General features: G+C 68.8%; 23 protein-coding genes and 1 tRNA gene. 16 read left to right on the top strand and 8 right to left on the bottom strand.

The features are described from left to right. The 4 genes from AB0M01_RS02405 to AB0M01_RS02390 all read right to left on the bottom strand — a co-directional run bounded on the left by AB0M01_RS02405 (position 1) and on the right by AB0M01_RS02390 (position 3957). Positions 1–777: an ABC transporter ATP-binding protein gene (locus tag AB0M01_RS02405; protein WP_363666190.1), complete on the bottom strand. Its 777-nt coding sequence runs from the start codon at positions 775–777 to the stop codon at positions 1–3. Between the two features lie 71 nt (positions 778–848). Further along, on the bottom strand, positions 849–1925 hold the full coding sequence (locus AB0M01_RS02400; RefSeq protein WP_363665062.1) for an iron chelate uptake ABC transporter family permease subunit: 1077 nt from the start codon (positions 1923–1925) through the stop codon (positions 849–851). Next, positions 1922–2968 (bottom strand): iron chelate uptake ABC transporter family permease subunit, encoded by a 1047-nt coding sequence (locus tag AB0M01_RS02395; protein WP_363665061.1) that lies wholly within the window; start codon positions 2966–2968, stop codon positions 1922–1924. The genes AB0M01_RS02400 and AB0M01_RS02395 overlap by 4 nt, the downstream gene beginning before the upstream one ends. Beyond that, on the bottom strand, positions 2965–3957 hold the full coding sequence (locus AB0M01_RS02390) for an ABC transporter substrate-binding protein (protein WP_363665060.1): 993 nt from the start codon (positions 3955–3957) through the stop codon (positions 2965–2967). The genes AB0M01_RS02395 and AB0M01_RS02390 overlap by 4 nt, the downstream gene beginning before the upstream one ends. A gap of 111 nt (positions 3958–4068) precedes the next feature. Between AB0M01_RS02390 and AB0M01_RS02385 the strand changes: the two genes are divergently transcribed. Further along, positions 4069–4142, top strand: a tRNA-Met gene (locus AB0M01_RS02385). A 132-nt stretch (positions 4143–4274) separates the two neighbouring features. Continuing rightward, positions 4275–4634 (top strand): YciI family protein, encoded by a 360-nt coding sequence (locus AB0M01_RS02380; protein WP_363665059.1) that lies wholly within the window; start codon positions 4275–4277, stop codon positions 4632–4634. Positions 4635–4677: 43 nt separating this feature from the next. On the opposite strand, the gene AB0M01_RS02375 is transcribed toward AB0M01_RS02380, so the two are convergent. Beyond that, positions 4678–5349 carry an alpha/beta hydrolase gene (locus AB0M01_RS02375; RefSeq protein WP_363665058.1) on the bottom strand — a complete coding sequence of 224 codons (672 nt, stop codon included), beginning with the start codon at positions 5347–5349 and terminating at the stop codon, positions 4678–4680. Between the two features lie 49 nt (positions 5350–5398). On the opposite strand from AB0M01_RS02375, the gene AB0M01_RS02370 reads away from it, so the two are divergent. The 3 genes from AB0M01_RS02370 to AB0M01_RS02360 all read left to right on the top strand — a co-directional run bounded on the left by AB0M01_RS02370 (position 5399) and on the right by AB0M01_RS02360 (position 7167). Beyond that, a complete protein-coding gene (locus AB0M01_RS02370) occupies positions 5399–6100 on the top strand; it encodes a WYL domain-containing protein (RefSeq protein WP_363665057.1) in 702 nt (233 codons plus the stop codon). A 20-nt stretch (positions 6101–6120) separates the two neighbouring features. Beyond that, positions 6121–6843 (top strand): methyltransferase domain-containing protein, encoded by a 723-nt coding sequence (locus AB0M01_RS02365; protein ID WP_363665056.1) that lies wholly within the window; start codon positions 6121–6123, stop codon positions 6841–6843. A 150-nt stretch (positions 6844–6993) separates the two neighbouring features. Next, positions 6994–7167 carry a hypothetical protein gene (locus AB0M01_RS02360; RefSeq protein ID WP_363665055.1) on the top strand — a complete coding sequence of 58 codons (174 nt, stop codon included), beginning with the start codon at positions 6994–6996 and terminating at the stop codon, positions 7165–7167. Between the two features lie 41 nt (positions 7168–7208). On the opposite strand, the gene AB0M01_RS02355 is transcribed toward AB0M01_RS02360, so the two are convergent. Further along, positions 7209–7583 (bottom strand): DUF1304 family protein, encoded by a 375-nt coding sequence (locus AB0M01_RS02355; RefSeq protein WP_363665054.1) that lies wholly within the window; start codon positions 7581–7583, stop codon positions 7209–7211. A gap of 96 nt (positions 7584–7679) precedes the next feature. Between AB0M01_RS02355 and AB0M01_RS02350 the strand changes: the two genes are divergently transcribed. The 4 genes from AB0M01_RS02350 (at position 7680) to AB0M01_RS02335 (ending at position 10637) form a co-directional block, all read left to right on the top strand. Continuing rightward, positions 7680–8474: an NAD(P)-dependent oxidoreductase gene (locus AB0M01_RS02350; protein ID WP_363665053.1), complete on the top strand. Its 795-nt coding sequence runs from the start codon at positions 7680–7682 to the stop codon at positions 8472–8474. A 34-nt stretch (positions 8475–8508) separates the two neighbouring features. After that, positions 8509–8916 carry an SgcJ/EcaC family oxidoreductase gene (locus AB0M01_RS02345; RefSeq protein ID WP_363665052.1) on the top strand — a complete coding sequence of 136 codons (408 nt, stop codon included), beginning with the start codon at positions 8509–8511 and terminating at the stop codon, positions 8914–8916. Between the two features lie 147 nt (positions 8917–9063). After that, positions 9064–9513, top strand: coding sequence for an excalibur calcium-binding domain-containing protein (locus AB0M01_RS02340; RefSeq protein ID WP_363665051.1), 450 nt, complete (start codon positions 9064–9066; stop codon positions 9511–9513). Further along, a complete protein-coding gene (locus AB0M01_RS02335) occupies positions 9513–10637 on the top strand; it encodes a hypothetical protein (RefSeq protein WP_363665050.1) in 1125 nt (374 codons plus the stop codon). The genes AB0M01_RS02340 and AB0M01_RS02335 overlap by 1 nt, the downstream gene beginning before the upstream one ends. On the opposite strand, the gene AB0M01_RS02330 is transcribed toward AB0M01_RS02335, so the two are convergent. Beyond that, positions 10620–10946 (bottom strand): putative quinol monooxygenase, encoded by a 327-nt coding sequence (locus AB0M01_RS02330; RefSeq protein WP_363665049.1) that lies wholly within the window; start codon positions 10944–10946, stop codon positions 10620–10622. The two genes, AB0M01_RS02335 and AB0M01_RS02330, sit on opposite strands and share 18 nt — an antisense overlap. Before the next feature lie 276 nt (positions 10947–11222). Beyond that, the gene (locus tag AB0M01_RS02325; RefSeq protein ID WP_363665048.1) at positions 11223–12056 is read right to left on the bottom strand and encodes a MurR/RpiR family transcriptional regulator; all 834 of its coding nucleotides are present in this window, start codon (positions 12054–12056) and stop codon (positions 11223–11225) included. 153 nt (positions 12057–12209) lie between these two features. On the opposite strand from AB0M01_RS02325, the gene AB0M01_RS02320 reads away from it, so the two are divergent. Genes AB0M01_RS02320 through AB0M01_RS02290 form a run of 7 tightly spaced genes read left to right on the top strand, consistent with a single transcriptional unit; the run spans position 12210 to position 19212 of the window. After that, positions 12210–13313: a C45 family peptidase gene (locus AB0M01_RS02320; RefSeq protein WP_363665047.1), complete on the top strand. Its 1104-nt coding sequence runs from the start codon at positions 12210–12212 to the stop codon at positions 13311–13313. A gap of 8 nt (positions 13314–13321) precedes the next feature. Further along, positions 13322–14959 carry an ABC transporter substrate-binding protein gene (locus tag AB0M01_RS02315; protein WP_363665046.1) on the top strand — a complete coding sequence of 546 codons (1638 nt, stop codon included), beginning with the start codon at positions 13322–13324 and terminating at the stop codon, positions 14957–14959. Positions 14960–14962: 3 nt separating this feature from the next. Next, positions 14963–15907, top strand: a complete 945-nt coding sequence (locus AB0M01_RS02310) for an ABC transporter permease (protein WP_363665045.1) — start codon at positions 14963–14965, stop codon at positions 15905–15907. After that, the gene (locus AB0M01_RS02305; protein WP_363665044.1) at positions 15904–16758 is read left to right on the top strand and encodes an ABC transporter permease; all 855 of its coding nucleotides are present in this window, start codon (positions 15904–15906) and stop codon (positions 16756–16758) included. The genes AB0M01_RS02310 and AB0M01_RS02305 overlap by 4 nt, the downstream gene beginning before the upstream one ends. Before the next feature lie 2 nt (positions 16759–16760). Further along, positions 16761–17555 carry an ABC transporter ATP-binding protein gene (locus AB0M01_RS02300; RefSeq protein WP_363665043.1) on the top strand — a complete coding sequence of 265 codons (795 nt, stop codon included), beginning with the start codon at positions 16761–16763 and terminating at the stop codon, positions 17553–17555. Continuing rightward, the gene (locus AB0M01_RS02295; protein ID WP_363665042.1) at positions 17552–18391 is read left to right on the top strand and encodes an ATP-binding cassette domain-containing protein; all 840 of its coding nucleotides are present in this window, start codon (positions 17552–17554) and stop codon (positions 18389–18391) included. Before AB0M01_RS02300 ends, AB0M01_RS02295 begins: the two co-directional genes overlap by 4 nt. Continuing rightward, on the top strand, positions 18388–19212 hold the full coding sequence (locus AB0M01_RS02290; protein ID WP_363665041.1) for a PHB depolymerase family esterase: 825 nt from the start codon (positions 18388–18390) through the stop codon (positions 19210–19212). The genes AB0M01_RS02295 and AB0M01_RS02290 overlap by 4 nt, the downstream gene beginning before the upstream one ends. Position 19213 lies beyond the last annotated feature (1 nt).

The following is a 19213-nucleotide window of genomic DNA, read 5'->3' as shown; positions in this document are numbered from 1 at the left end:
TCAGCTCCCACTTCGGTCGCGGCCCAGCGGCGCGACGGACGGCGTACCGGCGACCGGGTCGGGCACGACGAGGCAGCGCAGGCCGAAGACCTCGTGCACCAGCTCGGCGGTCACGATCTCGGCCGGCGGGCCCTCGGCGACGACCCGGCCGTCCTTCATCGCGATCAGGTGGGTGGCGTAGCGGGCGGCGTGGTTGAGGTCGTGCAGTACGGCGACCAGGGTGTGGCCGACGTGGTGCAGGTCGGTGAACAGCTCCATCAGCTCGATCTGATGGGTGATGTCGAGGAACGTGGTCGGCTCGTCGAGCAGCATGATGTCGGTGTGCTGCGCCAGCGCCATCGCCACCCACACCCGCTGCCGCTGACCACCCGACAACTCGTCCACCAGCCGGCCGGACAGGTCGGTGACCGAGGTCTGGTCCATCGCCCGCAGTACGGCCTGCTCGTCGGCCTCGGTCCACTGCCGGACGAACCCCTGATGGGGGTAGCGGCCGCGGGCCACCAGGTCGGCCACGGTGATGCCGTCGGGCGCGATCGAGCTCTGCGGCAGCAACCCGACCCGCTTCGCCACCTCCTTGGTCTTGAAGGAGTTGATGTCGGCGCCGTCGAGAACGACCTGCCCGGCCGACGGTTTCAGCAGCCGGGACAGCCCGCGGAGCAGAGTGGACTTGCCGCACGCGTTCGGACCCACGATCACGGTGAACGACTGGTCGGGGATCGCGACCGACAGCTCGCGGGAGATGACCCGCTTGTCGTAGCCGATGGTCGCGGACTCCACGTGGAGTCGTGGACTGGACACCGGTGCGTCTCCCGCTGCCGTCAGGCCGTCGCCGGTGGTGGTTTGGGTGCTCACAGGCGTCTCCTGGCTTCGGTGATCAGCAGCCAGCCGAGGTAGCCGCCGCCGAGGATGACGGTGACGATGCCGACCGGCAACGGGGTGGGAGCGACGTGCTGGGCGAGGAAGTCCGCCGCCAGACAGAGCAAGGCGCCGACCAGCGCGGCGGGCGCGAGGGTGATCCCCGCGCTGCGCGTCAGCCGGCGCCCGATCTGCGGTGCGACCAGGGAGATGAAGGCGATCGGGCCCGACGCGGCGGTGACCGTCGCCGTCAGCGCCACTCCCAGCACGATCAGCCCGAGCCGAGTCGGCGAGACCCGCACTCCCTGGGCGGCGGCCGCGTCGTCCCCCAGCTCCAGCTGACGCATCGGTCGGCTCGACAGCGCCGCCAGCAGCAGGAGTACGCCGATGCTGGCGCCGCCGATGGCGACCTGCGTCCAGGAGACGCCGTTCAGCGACCCGGCACCCCAGGTCGCGGCGGCCATCGCCTGGTCCAGGTCGGCTTTGAGGATCAGCCAGGTGTTGGTCGAGCCGAGCATCGCCGAGATGCCGATGCCGACGATGATCAGCCGAAACCCCTGGACGCCGCGCCGGTAGGCGAGCAGGTACACGGCGATGGCGGTGGCGATACCGCCGATCAGGGCTCCGCCGACCAACTGCCAGTAGGTGCCGTTGATGAGCAGGATCACGATCAGGGCCCCGGTGTAGGAGCCCTGGGAGAAGCCGATGATGCCGGGGTCGGCGAGCGGGTTGCGCAGCGTCGACTGGAAGATCGCCCCGCTCACCCCGAGCGCGGCGCCGAACACCACCGCCGCGGCCACGCGGGGGAGCCGCCACTCGACCACGATGTCGCGGACCAGCCCGGTCGTCTGACCGGTCAGCGCGGAGACGACCTGTCCCGGGCTGAGCTGGTACGAGCCGGTCATCAGCGCGAGCACCGCCGTACAGACGACTGCCAAGGCGAGGACCGAGCAGATCACGACCGAGCGCCAATCGAGCCGTACGGCGAACCGCCGGCGCCGCAGCACCAGCAGCCGGCGCCCGAAGTCGACGCGGCGCGTCGGTGCGGCGTACGGATGGAGTCTGCTCACAGCCCGCTCGCCTTCTTCTGCCGCACCAGCGCGATCAGCACGGGGGCGCCGACGAACGCGGTGACGATGCCGACGGGGATCTCGCCGGGCCGCATCACGACCCGGCCGAGGATGTCGGAGGCCAGCAGCAGACTCGGGGCCAGCAGCACGCTGTAGGCGAAGATCCAGCGCTGGTCCGGGCCGACGATCCAGCGCGCGACGTGCGGGACCATCAGGCCGACGAAGCCGATCGGCCCGGCGATCGCGGTCGCGCCGCCGGCGAGCAGGGTCAGCGCGATGATCGCGAGGATCCGGGTACGGACCAGGCGGACGCCCTGCGCGACAGCCAAGTCGTCCCCGAGGGCCATCGCGTTGAGTGGGCCCGAGATGACGAAGGCCAGGACGAGCGCGATCGCGAAGAACGGGAGGATCGGCCAGAGCAGGTCGAGCGGGCGGCTCACGATCGAGCCGGCGTTCCAGGACCGCATCGCGTCGAAGGCGTCGGGGTTGGTCAGTTCGAGGGCCGAACCGGCACCACCGAGCACCGCGCCGACGCAGACCCCGGCGAGCACCATCATCACCGGCGACTGGCCGCGCCGGGTCGAGCCGAGCGCGAGCACCATCAGGGTGACGATCAGCGCGCCGCCGAAGGCGAACCACATGTAGCTCTGGATGTCGCGGACGCCGAGCAGCCCGACCGCGACCGTCACCGCGAAGGAGGCGCCGGCGTTCACGCCGAGGATGCCGGGATCGGCCAGCGGGTTGCGGGTCAGCGCCTGGATCAGCGCGCCGGAGACGCCGAGCGCCGTACCGACGACCAGGCCGACGACGGTCCGCGGCAGCCGGAAGTCCCGGATCGCGAACTGGTCGATGTCCGGTGACGGGTGGAACAGGGCCTTCCACACCACGGCGGGTGAGATGGCCGTCGACCCGATCAGCACGCTCGCCACCAGCAGGACCAGCAGCACCAGGAGCGCGACGAGCAGACCGATCAGCCGACGCCGCGATCCGGACACCGTGACGGTGCCCGGATCGTCGGATCGTCGCAGGGAGAGAGTGGTCACTTCTTGGCGTCGGGGAGGGTCCCCAGTGCGCTGTCGAGCGAGTCGAGGTAGCGCAGGACGGAGCCGTACGAGTTGTTGCCCGGGCAGAAGACGCCGAGCGCCTTGCCGGACGTCACGATCGGCAGCGCCTTCCAGGTGTTGGTGGCGACCACCGGCGCGAAGACCTCGGTCGGCTGGCCCTGGGCGTCGGCCGGGTAGGTGATCACGTCGTACTGCGACAGCTTCGACAGCTGCTCGAACGGCAGGGCCTCGTAGGCCAGCGGGTCCTTGCCGGCCGGCGCCTTCGGGAAGTTCAGGCCGATGTCGTCCTGGGCGATCTCGACGCAGCCGATGTCGGCGACGACGTACGTGCCGGGGTCGGAGTTCGAGTAGCGGTCGAGGTTGACGAACTTGGTGCTCGAGATGAGACCGGCGTAGGTCTCCTTCATCTTGGCGATCTTCGCCTCGAAGTCGCCCTTCTGCTTGGTCAGCGCGTCCTTCACGTTGCCGGCCTCGGCGAGGCCCTCGGCCAGCGCCTTCCACTCGGTGTCGAGGCCCCAGAAGACGGTCGGCGCGACCGTCGTCAGCTGCTTCTCCATCTTCTTGAACTCGGCGTCGGGGATCTGGACCAGGATCAGGTCCGGCTTCAGCGCCGCGACCTTCTCCAGGTCGACCTCGTCGCCGAGGTTCGTGGCCTTCTTGAACGTCGCCTGCTGCTCCTCCGGCAGCAGGCCGAGCTCGGAGTCGGCCACCCCGGTGACGCCCACCGGCTCACCGCCCATGTCGATGAACGGCAGATCGGTGTTGCCGATCGTGACGACCCGCTTCGGCTCGGTGGGGATCGTGATGTCGCCGTTGCCGGCCTTGACGGTCCGGGTCGCGGCGACGGTGTCACCGGTCTTGCCGTCGGCAGTGTCGTCGCCGCCGCCACAGGCCGTGAGGACGAGCGCGGCGCTCAGGATCGCGGCGGTCAGGGCCGCGCCGCGCCGTCGCAGGGGAGTCGTGGTCATGGGTCGAAATATTAGGTAACCCTTACCTAAAAAGCTAGCCGCAGCCGGTGTGACCGGACCGGATTTGGTTGCGTACCGGCCGTCGCCTAGACTGGCGGAGCTTTGAAGCGGCGCGGGGTGGAGCAGCTCGGTAGCTCGCTGGGCTCATAACCCAGAGGTCGCAGGTTCAAATCCTGCCCCCGCTACTTCGGAAGGCCCGGACCAACTCGGTCCGGGCCTTCGTTTTGCTTCTGCGGTGAGGTCTGTCGGATTCGGCGCGGGTTGTTCGTAGCGTAGGTGGAGGCGGACGCGGGTCCGCCCGAGCCGAAGGAGCTGTCATGGCCCAGTACCTCCTCTACTTCAACCAGCAGTGGGTGGGCGATCACCCGGAGGAGTGGTTCGCCGCGCGCAGCGAGTTCTCGACCGCGGCGGTCGAGGAGATGAAGGCGGCCGGCGTCTACGTCTTCGCCGGTGGGCTCGAGGAACGCAGCCAGAGCTGGAGCGCGGACCCGACCCAGGGTGAAGAGGTCCTGATCACCGATGGCCCGTACGTCGAGAGCAAGGAGTTCCTCGGCGGTTTCGCGATCGTCGACGTCGCCGACGACGAAGCGGCGAAGTACTGGGGCGCCAAGATCGCCGCGGCCTGCGGCTGGCCGCACGAGATCCGCCGCGTCTACCCGGAGCGCAAGGAGAGCTGATGCCCGGCCGGCCCGGATCGCGCACTGTCCGGGCCGGTTGCGCTCACGTGGTCAGGAACCGCTCGATCTGACGGGCGAGGGCTTCCGGTGCTTCGAGCATCGGCAGGTGTCCGGTCTCGAGGGACTCGTTCCACGCCGTACCGAGGTTGGCCGCGAACCGGTGCTGCAGTCCCACCGGAAGCTCGGCGTCCTGCTTCGTCGTGAGGTAGCCGCGATGCGCCGGAAAGCCTGTGTTTCGGGGCTTGTCGCGGTACAGGTTCAACGACTCGGCCGTGAAGTCGGCGACGATCCGATCGGCGGTCTTCTCGTCGACCCGGCCGGCGACGCCGCGCCGGATCGCGCTGTCCGGCGGCCGCGTCCCCGCGAGCCGCATCGCCACACCCAGCACCGCGCGCTGCGGGAACGGCATCGACGAGACGAAGCTCCCGCCCGCCTTCGGCACCACCGCCGACACCGCGAGCAGCGCGCTCACGCGTTCCGGCGCGACCGCCATCATCTCCGCCGCGACAGCGCCGCCGCTGGAGTGCGCGACCACCGCGAACCGCTCCCACGGCGCGGACGCCAGCGCCGCTTCGGCGTACTGCCTCAGTGTCGCGCCCTCGTGCTGCGGCCGCTCCGCGACCACCGTCGGCCGGTCGAGCTCCTTGCGAACGTCGTCCCAGATCCAGCTCGCCAGTCCGGCGCCACTCACCAACAGAATCGGTCCCTGTGTCATGCCCCGATTCTGTCTGGTGTCGATGTCACCCTTATGGCACCGTTTAGGGATGAATCGCACCGACCGCCTGTACGCGATCCGCGAGGAGCTCCGCCGCGCGGGCCCGCGCGGCCGCACCGCCGAGCAGCTCGCGACGACGTTCGAGATCAGCGTCCGCACCGTCAAGCGCGACATCTCGGCCCTGCAGCAGGCGGGCTTCCCGATCTGGGCGCGGACCGGCCGGATCGGCGGGTACGTCGTCGACCCGTCCGCGACGTTGCCGCCGGTCAACTTCACCGCCCCCGAAGCCGCGGCCCTCGCCGCCGCGATCGCCGCCCACCACGGTCAGCCCTTCGACCAGCAGGCCCGCGCCGCGCTCGTCAAAGTCCTCGCGGTGATGGATCCGCAGGCCCGCCACCAGGTCGACACCCTCACCGAACGCATCTGGATCGACCACACCGAGCCGACGGCTCCACGCCACCGCAAGGCGATCGAACGCGCCCTCCAGGAACGCAAGGTCCTCTCGCTGCACTACCGCAACCGCAACGACGAACTCTCCACCCGCCGCGTCGACCCACAGTTCCTCGCGTACACCGAAGCCCACTGGTACCTGGTCGCCCACTGCCAGGACCGCAACGCCATCCGCTGGTTCCGCCTCGACCGCATCGACCGCGCCACGCTCACCACCCGCCCGGCCCGAGACCTCCCCGTCGACTCCCTCGGCACCCCACCGGCCACCGCGGCATCCGTCCGTACGAGGGCAGCCCTCTGAGTGTCTAAGCTCCCGAATCAATGGACACCGCAGACTTCTACACCGGAATCGTCGTCGACGCCTACGCCAAACTGAAGTCGTCGACCTTCGACCCCACCCCGTACGCCGACTTCGTCGCGACGACCGGCGAACCGGCCCTCGAAATCGGCTGCGGCGACGGCGAACCGCTGCTCGCGCTCCGCCAAGCCGGCCTCGAGGTCGACGGCCTCGACTCCTCCGCCGACATGCTGCGTCGCTGCCAAGCCAACGCCACCGCCCTCGGCCTGGAGGTCACCCTCCACCACCAACGCATGCAGGACCTCGACCTCCCACACCCCTACCGAGCGATCTACCTCGCCGGCCCGACGTTCACCCTGCTCCCGGACGACGCCACCGCCCTCCAAGCATTACGTGGAATCCGCGATCACCTGACCCCGGACGGCCGGGCCCTGATCCCCTTCTGGATCCCCGCCCCCACGCCTGAGGCGGACCTCGGCGTAACCCTCGAAGCAGTCGACGCAGACGGCGCGACGCTCACCTACACGCCCCTCTCGGAAACCTACGACGAGCCCACCCGCACCCGAACCACCAAGGTCCGCTACGAACGCCACGCTCCCGACGCCCCACCCGAGTCGGCCACCCGCGACTGGATCATCCACTGGCACACCGAGGCCTCGATCCAAGACCTGTGCACCGAAGCAGGCTTCACCATCGCCCACATCGCGACTGATGAGGACGACTTCACCCTCGCCGTCCGCCGATGATCACCGCACCGCCACTCGGGTAAAAACAGGAAGTTCAACCGAACTTTCGCTTCGTTGGCGGCACCGTGTCAGCGAAGCCTTGTGCGGGTACCAGCCGGGGAGTTAGATGAGCGACCTTCCGCCCGCTGTTCATCCGTTAAGGAGCACCAGATGTTCGCGATCATCGCCGCTGTGATCTTCGGTCTTGCCCTGATTCTGGACTGGGCCAACGCCAGTGTCAGCGACGCGTTCACGCCGCAGACGTTGCTGATGGCCGGCCTGCTCTGCATCGCGCTGCACCTGGCCGGCGTCGGCTCGTCGTCCAAGTGGGGCCGGCGCCGCTGAACCATCGGTGCGCGCCGGTCGATCAGGGGACGACCGGCGCGTCAGGTCAGCGCGAACGCGAGCAGGATGATGTTCGGCGTCGCCTCCATCACCGAGTTGAGCCAGAGCTTCGGCTGCGTGACGAGCATGACGCCGGCCAGGAAGATGTGCTGCGCGGCGGTGAAGACGATCAGCGCCTTACCGGCGTCGGGATGGCTCGTGTCGAGCAGGTAGGCACCGACGAAGAGCGCGACCGCCGTCGTGAGGTTGAAGAACGCGATACTGATCCGCCACAGCCGGACCGCGGCCTCGTCCTCGGGCTCGATCAGGAACATGAAACGCAGTCGCGGATGGTTGTAGAAGAACAGCTCGAGAACGCAGACGGCGACCAGGATGACGCCGATGACCACCGCGAGGACCTGCTCCGTCGTGCCCATGGATTCCCCCTTGAAGCTCGCTTCAAGGATGGTACGAGTCTCTGACTAATACAAGAGGTGCTGGTACGGCGTCCGCCACGTGCCTAGGTTGGTCGCATGGACAAGAACAGCAAGATCGCGTTCCTCGGTCTCGGCTCGATGGGCGCACCGATGGCCCGCCGCGTGGCCGCGGCCGGCTACCCGCTGACGGTGTGGAACCGCTCCGCCGGCAAGTCCGACGGCTTCGCCGACGTCGCCGGTACGCCGGGCCAGGCGGTCAGCGATGCCGACGTGGTGATCACGATGCTGTCCGACCCCGCGGCCGTCCGCGAGGTCGTCGGCGCAATCGCGGGCGAGCTGAAGCCCGGCGCCGTACTGATCGACGCGTCGACCATCGGCCCGGAAGCCGTCCATGAGATCGCCGCCCTGCTCCCCGCCGGCATCACCCTGGTCGACGCCCCCGTGATGGGCAGCGTCGACAAAGCCGCCGCCGGCGAGCTCAACCTCCTGGTGGGCGGCGACGCCGACAAGGTCATGCCGCTCCTCGAACTCTTCGGCACCGTACGCCGTACCGGCGCGGTCGGTACCGGAGCAGCCCTGAAGATCGTGATGATCAACGCGATCGTCAACGGCGTCGCCCTGGTAGCAGAGGCGTACCAGCTCGCCGACGCCTACGGCCTCCCCGAGGACCTGGTCAAGCAGTCCCTCTCCACCTCACCCCTGGCCGGCCTCGCAACCCGAGCCGCAGCCGAAAACGCCTTCTACCAGGTCAAACTCGCCGCGAAGGACGTCGACCTGGCAGCCCGCGCCGGCGATCTCCCCATCGCCCGAGCGGTTCACGACCGCCTCACGTCGTACTCCGAAGCCTCCGACGAGGACATCGCCCAACTGGTCAAGCACTTCCGCAGTTGACCTCAACCACACTTCAACTCCGAGGATCGTCCCCATGGACATCACCGGCACGATCCCGAGCCAGGACGACGTCGACCAGATCCTCGCCCTGCTGACCACCGTCGACCACGCCCAGCGCACCGAGGACCCCGACGCCTTCCTCGAGATCTTCCGCGAGGACGCCCTCTGGGTCACCGGCCACGGCAAACGCCTCTACGGCCGCCCCACCATCGACGCCTTCACCCGCCAGGTCCTCCCCGGCGCCACCACCGAAACCTACGCGACGTACGAACCGGACCACCTCCTGTTCGTCCGCCCCGACATCGCCGTCCTCAACGTCAACCAGACCTACGTCCACCGCAACGGCCACCTCGACCGAGGCACCCCCGTCTACGTCCTCGCCAAGGACGACAACACCTGGCGCATAGCGGCTGCTCAGAACACGATCGTCGTTCCCGAGTAACGAAAGCGACAAGCTTTCACGTTCCAACCCGGTCAACCGTCGCGCACAGTGACGGGCAGGTGGTAGGCATGACGCGCCCGGCTGGTTCCGGCCGGGCGACGACGAACCGCCACCGGGGGGCCGAGGGCGGATTTGGGGGGACCATCCATGGACCGTGGCCGCGCCGTGCTCGCAGTCGGCACCGGACTCATCGCTCTGACACTCACCGGGGCCTGCGCCGCCCCGGAAACCACGCCGGCCGCCGCGCCGGTCACCGTGACCGTCACCACCGCACCGCCGCCGGCGACCACTCCGCCGCCGCCCAGCACCACCACGCCGGCACCGAAGCCGACCGCTCAGCCGACGCGTCCCGCCGGCCTGCTCTCGGCACCGCCGACGACTAAGCCGAAGCTCCCGCAGGTCACCAAGAAGCCAACGGTGAAGAAGCCGACGCCCAAACCGACGACCCGTCGTACGACGACGAAGCCGGTCACCAGCGTCTACTACAAGAACTGCAGCGAAGTCCGCGCTGCCGGCGCCGCCCCGATCCGAGTTGGCGACCCCGGCTACTCCCGCAAACTCGACCGGGACGGCGACGGCATCGCCTGCGAGAACTGATGGCACGGCGCGTCCTGGCGACCCTGGACGGGAAAGCGTTCGACCTGGTGGAGACTCCGGCGGAGAGCGAACACTCGTTGCAGGAGATCGTGAAGCAGCACCCACAGCTGATCCCCGCCGAGGACCTCGGACTGGACGGCGACCTGCTGGTGCTCGGCCGCGAGACGACCCTGCAGTCCGGCGCGATCGACCTGCTCTGCTTGGCGAAGTCCGGCGACCTCGTGCTGGTCGAGTTCAAGACCGGACCGCAGAACCCGGACTTCCGCGCGGCGCTGGCCCAGCTGATCGACTACGGCTCCGACCTTTGGGGGATGACGCTGGAGGACTTCGACCGCGGCGTCGTCCAGCGGTATCTGACCAGCCAGCACGCGACGGCCGAATACAAGTCGGCCAACGGGCTCGACGACGCGATCAGCCGGACGGGCTGGAAGCTCGGGGACGAGGAGCTCGAGAGCCTGCGGACGCGGCTCGCCGACGTGCTGCTCAGCGGGGACTTCAAGTTCGTCGTCGCCGCGCAGCGGTTCACGGCGGCGATGAGCAAGAGTCTGGACTACCTGAACTCGACGGCTCGGTTCGGGCGGTACTACCTGGTGCAGGTGATCAAGCTGGCCGGCAACCAACTGTCGGCGTACTCGGCGCAGGTCGTCGCCGGTACGGCGGTCACGCGGCCGCTCGGCGCGACCGGGCGGATGAACGAGACGGACTTCTTGGCGGCGGCTACCGACGACGTGTACCGCGATGCGCTGGCAGATCTCTTCTCGACGGTCAAAGCGCTCGGGCTGGCGATGTCGTGGGGGACACGAGGTGTCTCGATCCGGATCAAGACACCCGACCGGGTCGAACCGCTGTCGATCGGGTGGGTGTTCCACGGACTCGGCTGGAACACGACGCGTGATGTGACGTTCGGGGTGGACCCGCAGTCGATGAAGGGGACGCCAACGGTAGAGCCGCTGGTGGATGCCTTCGTCGCGGAAATGGCGAAGGTCTCAAGGGCCCGCAAGGTGCCTGGTCAGCTCCAGGCGTACAGCTTCGGGCCCACCGAGTTCATCCAGGCCCAGCCGTCCATCGTCGCGGGGATGGAGCGGCTGGTGGAATCGGTGCGGGAGTTACCGGTTGACGGCTAGCTCGCCCAGCTCGGACCACTCGTTCTGGTCGAGTTTGAAGTTGACGATGCGCGGGGTCTCGACGAGGTGGGGCGGGAGGGACGTCTGAGCGGTCTTGAAGTGGTCCGAGGTGACGTGGGCGGTGGCGGCGTCGTCGTCGGCGAAGGCCTCGACGAGGACGTACTCGGTGGGATCGTCGACCGAGCGCGACCAGTCGAACCACAGGCAGCCTGGTTCGTTGCGGGTGGCGGCGGTGAAGTCGGCGGTGATGGCCGGCCAGTTGTCGGCGTCGTCGGGCAGGACACGGAACTTCGCGGTGATGAAGATCATGGATGGGATGTTACCGACGCACACGCGCTAGCGAGAGCGCTCGACCGGGTTGGTCGTTGGCCGGTACGTCGGGGCGTACTGTGCCTGCCGACCACTCTGCCGCCGGATGGAACGTCAGGCGCGGCAACTGGTGCACGGCTGGATGCGGTAGCTCCTTGCTCCACGGGAGCCGGCGCTGCGTCCCGGGCGTGCTGTGTCGGCTGGCCACTCTGCCGCCGGATGGAACGTCAGGCGCGGCAACTGATGCACGGCTGGATGCGGTAGCTCCTTGCCAGGTCAGAAGCCGAGTTGCTGACGGATCGTCGCCAGCGTGTGCGCCGACTCCAACGTGTGCTCGGTGTCAGCAGCCGCCACCGCCTGCGCGAGCGCATCCGTGACGACGATCGACGTCAGAACCTCCGCGGTGATCCCGGTGACCGTGTTCGGGACGTGCATAGCGACCGTCACGTCGCCGGCCAGGCGCTCGGCGACCTTCTGCTCGCTGAGCAGGATGATGTGGGCGCCGACCGCACGAGACCGCGCGATGACGGCTTCGGCGTCCAGGATCAGGCGGCCGGGGGCGATCACGACGACGACGTCGCCGTGCTGGATGGCGAGCAGGTCGTCGGCGAGGCGGAAGCCTGAGGTGGTGATGGCGCGGGCCGGGCGGCCGAGGCGGCGCAGTTTGAGGGTGAGGTGTTCGGCGGCGACGTAGTTCGCGCCGAAGCCGTACGAGACGATCTCGCGCGCGTCGAGCAGCAGGCGGACCGCTTCGGCGTACGCGTCCAGCGGGAAGCCTTCGTTGAGGAACTCGATCCGCTCGACAGCCTCGGTGATGACCTTGTCCCAGACGTGCTTGGGGTCGCCGCCGGTGGAGGTGATCCGGTCGCGCAGCCGCTGCTCGCGCTGCGCGCTGCCGAACGGGGACGCCACCTTGTCCTTCAGCTCGGCCAGGCCCTTGTAGCCGAGCGCCTGCAGCGTCCGGATCACGGTCGCGTTGCTGGTCCGGCTCTCGACACCCAGATCGGCGGCCGACAGGTACAGCAGCCGCTCCGGCGAGATCTCCGACAGTGACCGGCAGACCGCCTGCGCGGCGGGGGTGAACTCGTCCCAATGATCACGAATTCGCATCCGCAGCTCCGCGATCGCCGGATTCTTTGCCGTAACCCCTGTTACCTCATCGGTCATCTGTGTATCATCCGATCCCATCGAGCCTGTAACGAACCGTTCAAAAGACGGCCCCCTGTAATGCCATGGTAAGTCCCCACAAGGAGTTCCGTCCTGATGAGGATCATCGAGGTGTCGAGTCCGTCGGCCTATGATCGCGGACTGCAGTACGGTCGCGCAGCTGCCGACCTGGTCGCGGCGTCGATCGACTACTACCGCGCCGCGTTCGAGCAGCAGCTCGGCCGCACCTGGACCGAGGTCCAGACCCTGTCCGCGCCGTGGGAACGACTGATCGGCACCGACTTCCCCGAACTGTACGAGGAGATGCGGGGCATCGCCGCCGGAGCGGGTGTCGCCGTCCGCGAGATCGTGGTGCTGAACTGCCGCGGCGAGATCGTGTACGACGCCGCCGTGTACAGGAAGACCACCGACGAGATCCCCGACGGCTGCACTTCCTTCTCCCTGACCGGAGACGCAGCGGCCGACGGCCACGTCTACACCGGCCAGAACTGGGACTGGCGGCACGCGGCGAGAAACACCGTCGTGGTCCTCAGAGTGGTCCAGCCGCCCAAACCGACAATCATCATCCAGACCGAGGCCGGCCAGATCGGCCGGCACGGTGCCAGCAGCAACGGCTTCGCCCTGAACGCGAACGGCCTCGGCGGCCGTTTCGACGAGACGGTCGGCGTACCGCAGACGGTGATCCGCCGGCTCGTCCTGGACTCGACCACCATCTCCGACGCGCTCAAGGTGCTGATCCGCACCAAGGCGCACATCGCGAGCAACGCGCTGCTGACCGACCGATCCGGTTTCAGCATCGACCTCGAGACCACCCCCGGCGCCCACGGCTGGGAGTACCCGGCCGCCGACGGGTTGCTTGTGCACGGCAACCACTACCAGGCGTTCGTGCCGCCGCAGCTGGCGGCGCGGCACCGCCCGATGTCTCCCGACTCCCTGCTCCGGGTGCCGCAGGCCCGGAAGGGGCTGAAGGAGGCAGCGCGCAGCGCCGACGTACCGAAAGCAGTCCGGAGCGCGATGTCGGACCACCTGGGGCAGCCCGACTCGCTCTGCGCCCATCCCGACGACCGGCTCGCCCCGCTGAGCCAATGGTCGACCGTGCTGTCCAGCCTGGTCGATCTCACCACCGGCGACTACCGCGTCGCAGCAGGCACCCCGTGCGAGCACGACTACGAGCTCGTGCCCTTCAATCTTTACGACTAGGAGTACCCATGTCCGCCACCTCCTCGAAGAGGTTCACCACCGGTACGGCGCTGGCCGCGGCCGGCCTGCTAGTCGCCGCGGGCTGTGGTGACGGCAGCAGCCCCGCGCAGTCGCCGGCCCTGGACCAGATCAAGCTGGTCAACAGCACCCCGGCCGCGGCCGGGCAGCTCGACAAGGCGATCTGGTTCATGCCCAAGGAGCCGCGCTCCCTCGACCTGGACAACGACGCGGCGAACTCGCAGAGCGACCTGATCCTGTCCAACGTCTGCGACCGGCTGCTGCAGCTGCAGCCCGACCTGACCCTGAAGCCGGGGCTGGCCGAGAAGTACGTGTGGAAGGACGCGACCACGCTGGTCTTCACGATCCGCCAGGGCGTCACCTTCCACGACGGTACGCCGATGACCGCCGACGACGTGCTCTGGAGCCTGGACCGGCACCGCGCCGACGGCGCCGCCGAGTCCGACGAGTACGTGAACGTGACCGGCGTCAGCAAGACCGGGCCGAACGAGGTGACGGTCAAGTTCAAGCAGTCCGACGCGGTGTTCGTCGAGGCGATCGCCGGCGACGCGGGCGTCGTACTGAGCAAGAAGGGTGTCGAGGCGCAGGGCAGCAAGTACGGCACGCCGAGCGGGACCGACGCCTGCACCGGGCCGTTCCAGCTGAAGGAGTGGCAGTCCGGCAAGTCGATCACGCTGACCAAGGCGCCGAACTTCTGGAACAAGGAGAAGGCGGCCAAGACCGACGAGATCACCTTCAAGTGGGGCAGTGACGACGTCATCGTCAACTCCCTGAAGACCGGTGAGGCGACCGGCTCGTACCTGGAGAACCTGTCGTCGGCGACCCAGCTGGCCTCCGGCGGCACCACCACCGTCAGCCAGGGCCCGGACACCCGGGTCTGGAACATGATGATCACCGACCGCGGCGGCCTCGGCGACGTCCGGCTGCGCAAGGCGCTGGCGATGTCGATCGACCGGGAGGGCATCGCCAAGGCGGCCTTCTCCGGGCTCGGCCAGCCGTGGAAGGAGCCGGTCGGTTCCGGCGCCTGGGGTTATGAGAAGGACAAGTTCAAGACCGCGTACGACGCCCTGCAGGGCCTGCCCTCGAAGCCCGCGCAGAGCGACCTGGACGCCGCCAAGAAGCTGGTCGGCGAGGTCGGCCAGACCCAGCCGCTGATCATCGCCAGCGACGGTTCGCCGGTCCGCAACGTGATCGCCAACGCGTTCGTCGACGCCGCCCAGAAGATCGGCCTGAAGGCCTCGATCACGCAGATCCCGACCGCGCAGTACGACCCGTACGACGAGGCGATCCGCAAGAGCGTCGACGTGCTGACCGACGACTACTTCATCTCCAAGAACGACCCGGTCGGCTTCTACAAGAACGGCGCCAGCACCTCGACGGTGCAGTGGCTGCTCAACGACCCGGCGTACGACGAGCTGGTGAACAAGGGCCGTGGCGCCCTGGACGACGGCGCCCGCGCCGACATCGCGATCCAGCTGGCCCAGAAGTGGGCCGAGGCGATGCCGTGGATCCCGGTGGTGGACAGCCCGAGCACGGTGGCGCTGTCGTCGAAGGTGACCGGTGTCCCGGCCAGCGGCTGCTACCGCTACTCGCCGTGGGCCGCCGACCTCGGGACCAAGGGGGCCTGACCGATGGTCGCACTGCGGCGCCTCGGCGCGATGGTGCTCACCCTGGTGATCAGCTCGTTCGTGATCTTCGCCGGGATGTACGCAGCGCCCGGTGACCCGGTCGCGTTCCTGATCGGCAACCCGGAGAACATGACACCGGAGCGGATCGCCGCGGTGCGGGCCGAGTACCACCTGGACCAGTCGTTCCTGCAGCAGTACCTGATCTGGGCCAAGGACCTGCTGCACGGCGACTTCGGTTCGTCGTTCGTGTACCAGCTGCCGGTCACCGACCTGCTCGGCAGCCGGCTGCCGGTCACCCTTTCCCTGGTCGCGTACGCCGGGGTGCTGTTCATCGTGATCGGTGTCCTGCTCGGCGTGGTCTCCGCGCTGCGCAAGGGCACCGCGGTCGACGCGCTGATCACCGGCGTCACCACGTTCGCCACCTCGATCCCGAACTTCGTGGTCGCGGTGGTGCTGATCTCGGTGTTCGCGGTGAAACTGCGCTGGTTCTCGGTGTCGGGTCCGGGCGAGGGCTTCCTCGGCCGGATCCACCACCTCACCCTGCCGGCCATCGCGCTCGCCCTCGGGGCGATCGCGGTGGTCAGCCGGGTCACCCGGCAGACGATGGTCGAGCAGCAGAGTCTCGACCACGTCGAGGCGGCCCGGTCGTACGGTCTCGCGTCCCGCAAGACCGTCACCCGGCACGTGCTGCGCAACTCCCTCGGCCCGATCGTGACGATGTGCGGGCTGATCTTGGCCGGCATGCTGGCCGGCACGGTCGTGGTCGAGGGGGTCTTCGGGCTGAACGGGATCGGCAGCCTGCTGGTGGAGGCGATCAACACCCACGACTTCCCGGTGGTGCAGGCCATCCTGCTCTACATGGTGATCGCCTACATGGCCGTCACCGTGATCGTCGACCTGATCTATCCGTTGCTCGATGCAAGGGTTCTGGCCAGGAGCGCCTCATGACCGTAGACCTGTCCGCGCCCGTCCTGACCGCGACGGCGACTCGCCGCCGCCAGGAGTGGCCGTTCTACCTCAGCGCCGGCGTACTGGCGCTCGCGGTGATCGCCGCGGTGTTCGCACCGCTGGTGTCGCCGTTCGACCCGTCCCAGACCGACTTCAGCGCGCTCTGGCAGCCGCCGAGCGCAACGCACTGGCTGGGCACCGACCAGCTGGGCCGCGACATCCTGTCGCGGATCATCCACGGCGCCCGGCCGAGCCTGCTCGGCGCGATCGCGCTGCTCGCGGTCGCGACCGTGATGGGCGTGCTGATCGGCATCACCGCCGCCTGGAAGGGTGGCTGGGTCGACACCGCGCTGAGCCGGGTGACCGACGTGATGTTCGCGTTCCCGGGCCTGCTGTTCGTCGTACTGGTGATCGCGGTGTTCGACCGCGGTCAGCTCACCTCGGTGCTCGGCATGGCGCTGGCCTACGCTCCGGCGATCGCGAAGTTCACCCGCGCGATCGCGCTGGAGGAGATGGCCCGTCCGTACGTCGACGCCTACCGGCTGCAGGGAGTCGGCGGGGTCGTCCTGTGCGGCAAGTACCTGCTGCCGAACCTGATGCCCACGCTCGTCGGCTACCTGGTCGTGCTGTTCGGCGAGGGCCTGATGAGTCTGGCCTCGCTGAACTTCCTCGGCTTCGGCTCCCAGCCGCCGAGCTCGGAGTGGGGCCTGATGGTGCAGGAAGGCCGGACCGGTGTCATCCAGGGCATCGTCGGGCCGGCCCTGATCCCCGGTCTGACGATCGCGATCGTCGTGGTCGCGACCAACGTCATCGGCGTCCGGCTGTCCGACAAGCTGGCGGTGAGGAAATGAGCATGCTGCTCGAGATCGAGGACCTGACGCTGCGGGTCCCGACGGTGGAGATCCTGCGTGGGATCTCGCTGCAGGTCGCGACCGGTGAGACGGTCGGGCTGGTCGGCGAGTCCGGGTCCGGCAAGTCGACCACCGCACGCGCCGCGCTTCGGCTGTTCCCGGACGAGGCGCAGGCCGGCGGCCGGGTCAGCGTCGGGGGAGTGGACGTGCTGTCCGCCGACGACGCGACCGTGCAGAACATCCGCGCGAACGACGCCGCGATGATCTTCCAGGCCCCCCGTACGGCGCTCAACCCGGTACGCCGGATCGGCGACTCGGCCACCGAGCGGCTGGTCCAGGTGCACGGGCTGAACAAGAAGGCCGCGCGGTCCAAGCTGCTCACGCTGTTCGAGCACGTCGGGCTGCGCGACCCGGAGTCGCTGCTGCGCAAGTACCCGCACCAGCTGTCCGGCGGGATGCTGCAGCGGGTCGTGATCGCGGCCGCGCTGAGCATCGACCCGAAGCTGCTGCTGGCCGACGAGGCAACGAGTGCTCTGGACGTGACGACGCAGGCCGAGGTGCTTGCCTTGCTCAAGCGTCTGCGGGGCGAGCGGGACCTCGGGGTGCTGTTCATCACCCACGACCTGCACCTGGCGGCGGCGTACTGCGACCGGGTGTACGTGATGCGGGAAGGGCTGATCGTCGACCACCAGCCGGGGGCGACGATCTTCGAGAACCCGACCAACGAGTACACGCGGCAGCTGTCGGAGGCCGTTCCGACGCTGCCCGAGCAGGACGGCGAGGTGGTGACCCGATGAGCGTGCTCGCGGTCGACAAGCTCTGCAAGACCTTCCACGGCAAACGCGGCGCCGCTCCCGTCGTCGCGGCCCGGGACATCACCTTCTCGGTCGAGGCCGGCGGTTCGCTCGGCGTCGTCGGGGAGTCCGGCTCCGGCAAGACCACGGTCGCCCGGATGCTGGTCGGCCTGTCCGATCCGGACCAGGGCACGGTCACCGTCGACGGCCGGGAGACCAAGGCCTTCGAGCGCGGCAAGGCCGCCCGGCTGCGGCGCGCCCGCGAGATCCAGATGGTCTTCCAGGACCCCTACACCTCGCTCGACCGGCGGCTCAGCGTCGAGTCGTGCCTGCGCGACGTACTGAACCGGCACCGGCCGGACCTGGCCAAGGCCGCCGTCGCCGCCGAGGTCGGCAACCTGCTCGACCAGGTCGGGCTCGCGTCGAAGCTCGCCGCGTCCCGGCCGCACGAGCTCAGTGGTGGCCAGCGGCAACGAGTCGCGATCGCGCGGGCGCTCGCCGTACGGCCGAAGGTGCTGGTGCTCGACGAGGCGGTCTCCGCGCTCGACGTCTCGGTCCAGGCCAAGATCCTTGCCCTGCTCAACGAGATCCGCGACGCCCTCGGGATCGCGCTGGTCTTCGTCAGCCACGACCTGGCCGTGGTCGGTGAGGTCACCGACCACATCCTGGTGATGTACCGCGGCGACGACGTCGAGCAGAACGCCACCGCCGAGCTGCTCCGCCGGCCCCGGCACCCCTACACCCAGATGCTGCTCTCCTCGGCCCCCGCGCCCGGCTGGCAGCCGGAACGCGTGGCCGAACTGCGGGCCGCATTCGCACTCACCGAAGGACGTTCATGACCGACACCCAGCAGGTCGCCCCTACCGCTGCGTTCTACCAGCGCGGGTCGATCCCGATCTTCGCCTCCCAGGCCGACCCGCGGCTGCACTACCTGCTCTACGTGCCCAAGCAGCTGCAGGACGACGACCGGGCGCCGCTGCTGGTGGTCCAGCACGGGACCGCGCGGACCGCGGCGAAGTACCGCGACAACCTGAAGGACTTCGCCGACGAGTACGGCGTGGTGATCCTGACGCCGATCTTCCCGGCCGGGCTGATCGACCCCAACGACCTGCACAACTTCAAGTTCATCGAGTACCAGGGCATCCGCTTCGACCACATGCTGCTGTCGATCGTCGACGAGGTGGCCGAGCGGTTCCCGGTGGCGGCGGACAAGTTCTACCTGCACGGGTTCTCCGGCGGCGGGCAGTTCACGCACCGGTTCCTGTACCTGCACCCGGACCGGCTCGCGGCCGCGTCGATCGGGGCACCGGGCCGGATCACCCAGCTCGACGACACGCTGGAGTGGTGGCTGGGGACGAAGGGCTTCGAGCAGAAGTTCGGTCAGAAGATCGACTTCGACGCACTGCGCAAGGTGCCGATCCAGATGGTGGTCGGCACCGAGGACGTCGAGACCTGGGAGATCAACAACCCCGGCGAGTCGAACTGGATGGACGGCGTCGAGAAGACCGGCAGCACCCGTATCGAGCGGCTCCGCACCCTGGAGCGCAACTACCGCTCCCACGGCCTCGACGTCACCTTCGACATGGTCGACGGCGCCGCCCACTCCGGCAGCGCGATGCTCCCCACGGTCACCCGCTGGATGGCCGGCCTGCTGGCCTGAC

Origin of the sequence: Kribbella sp. NPDC051770 (assembly GCF_040681455.1) — a bacterium.
GTDB lineage: Bacteria > Actinomycetota > Actinomycetes > Propionibacteriales > Kribbellaceae > Kribbella.
The sequence above is the reverse complement of the archived record's forward strand: the minus strand, read 5'-3'. Positions and strand labels throughout refer to the sequence as shown.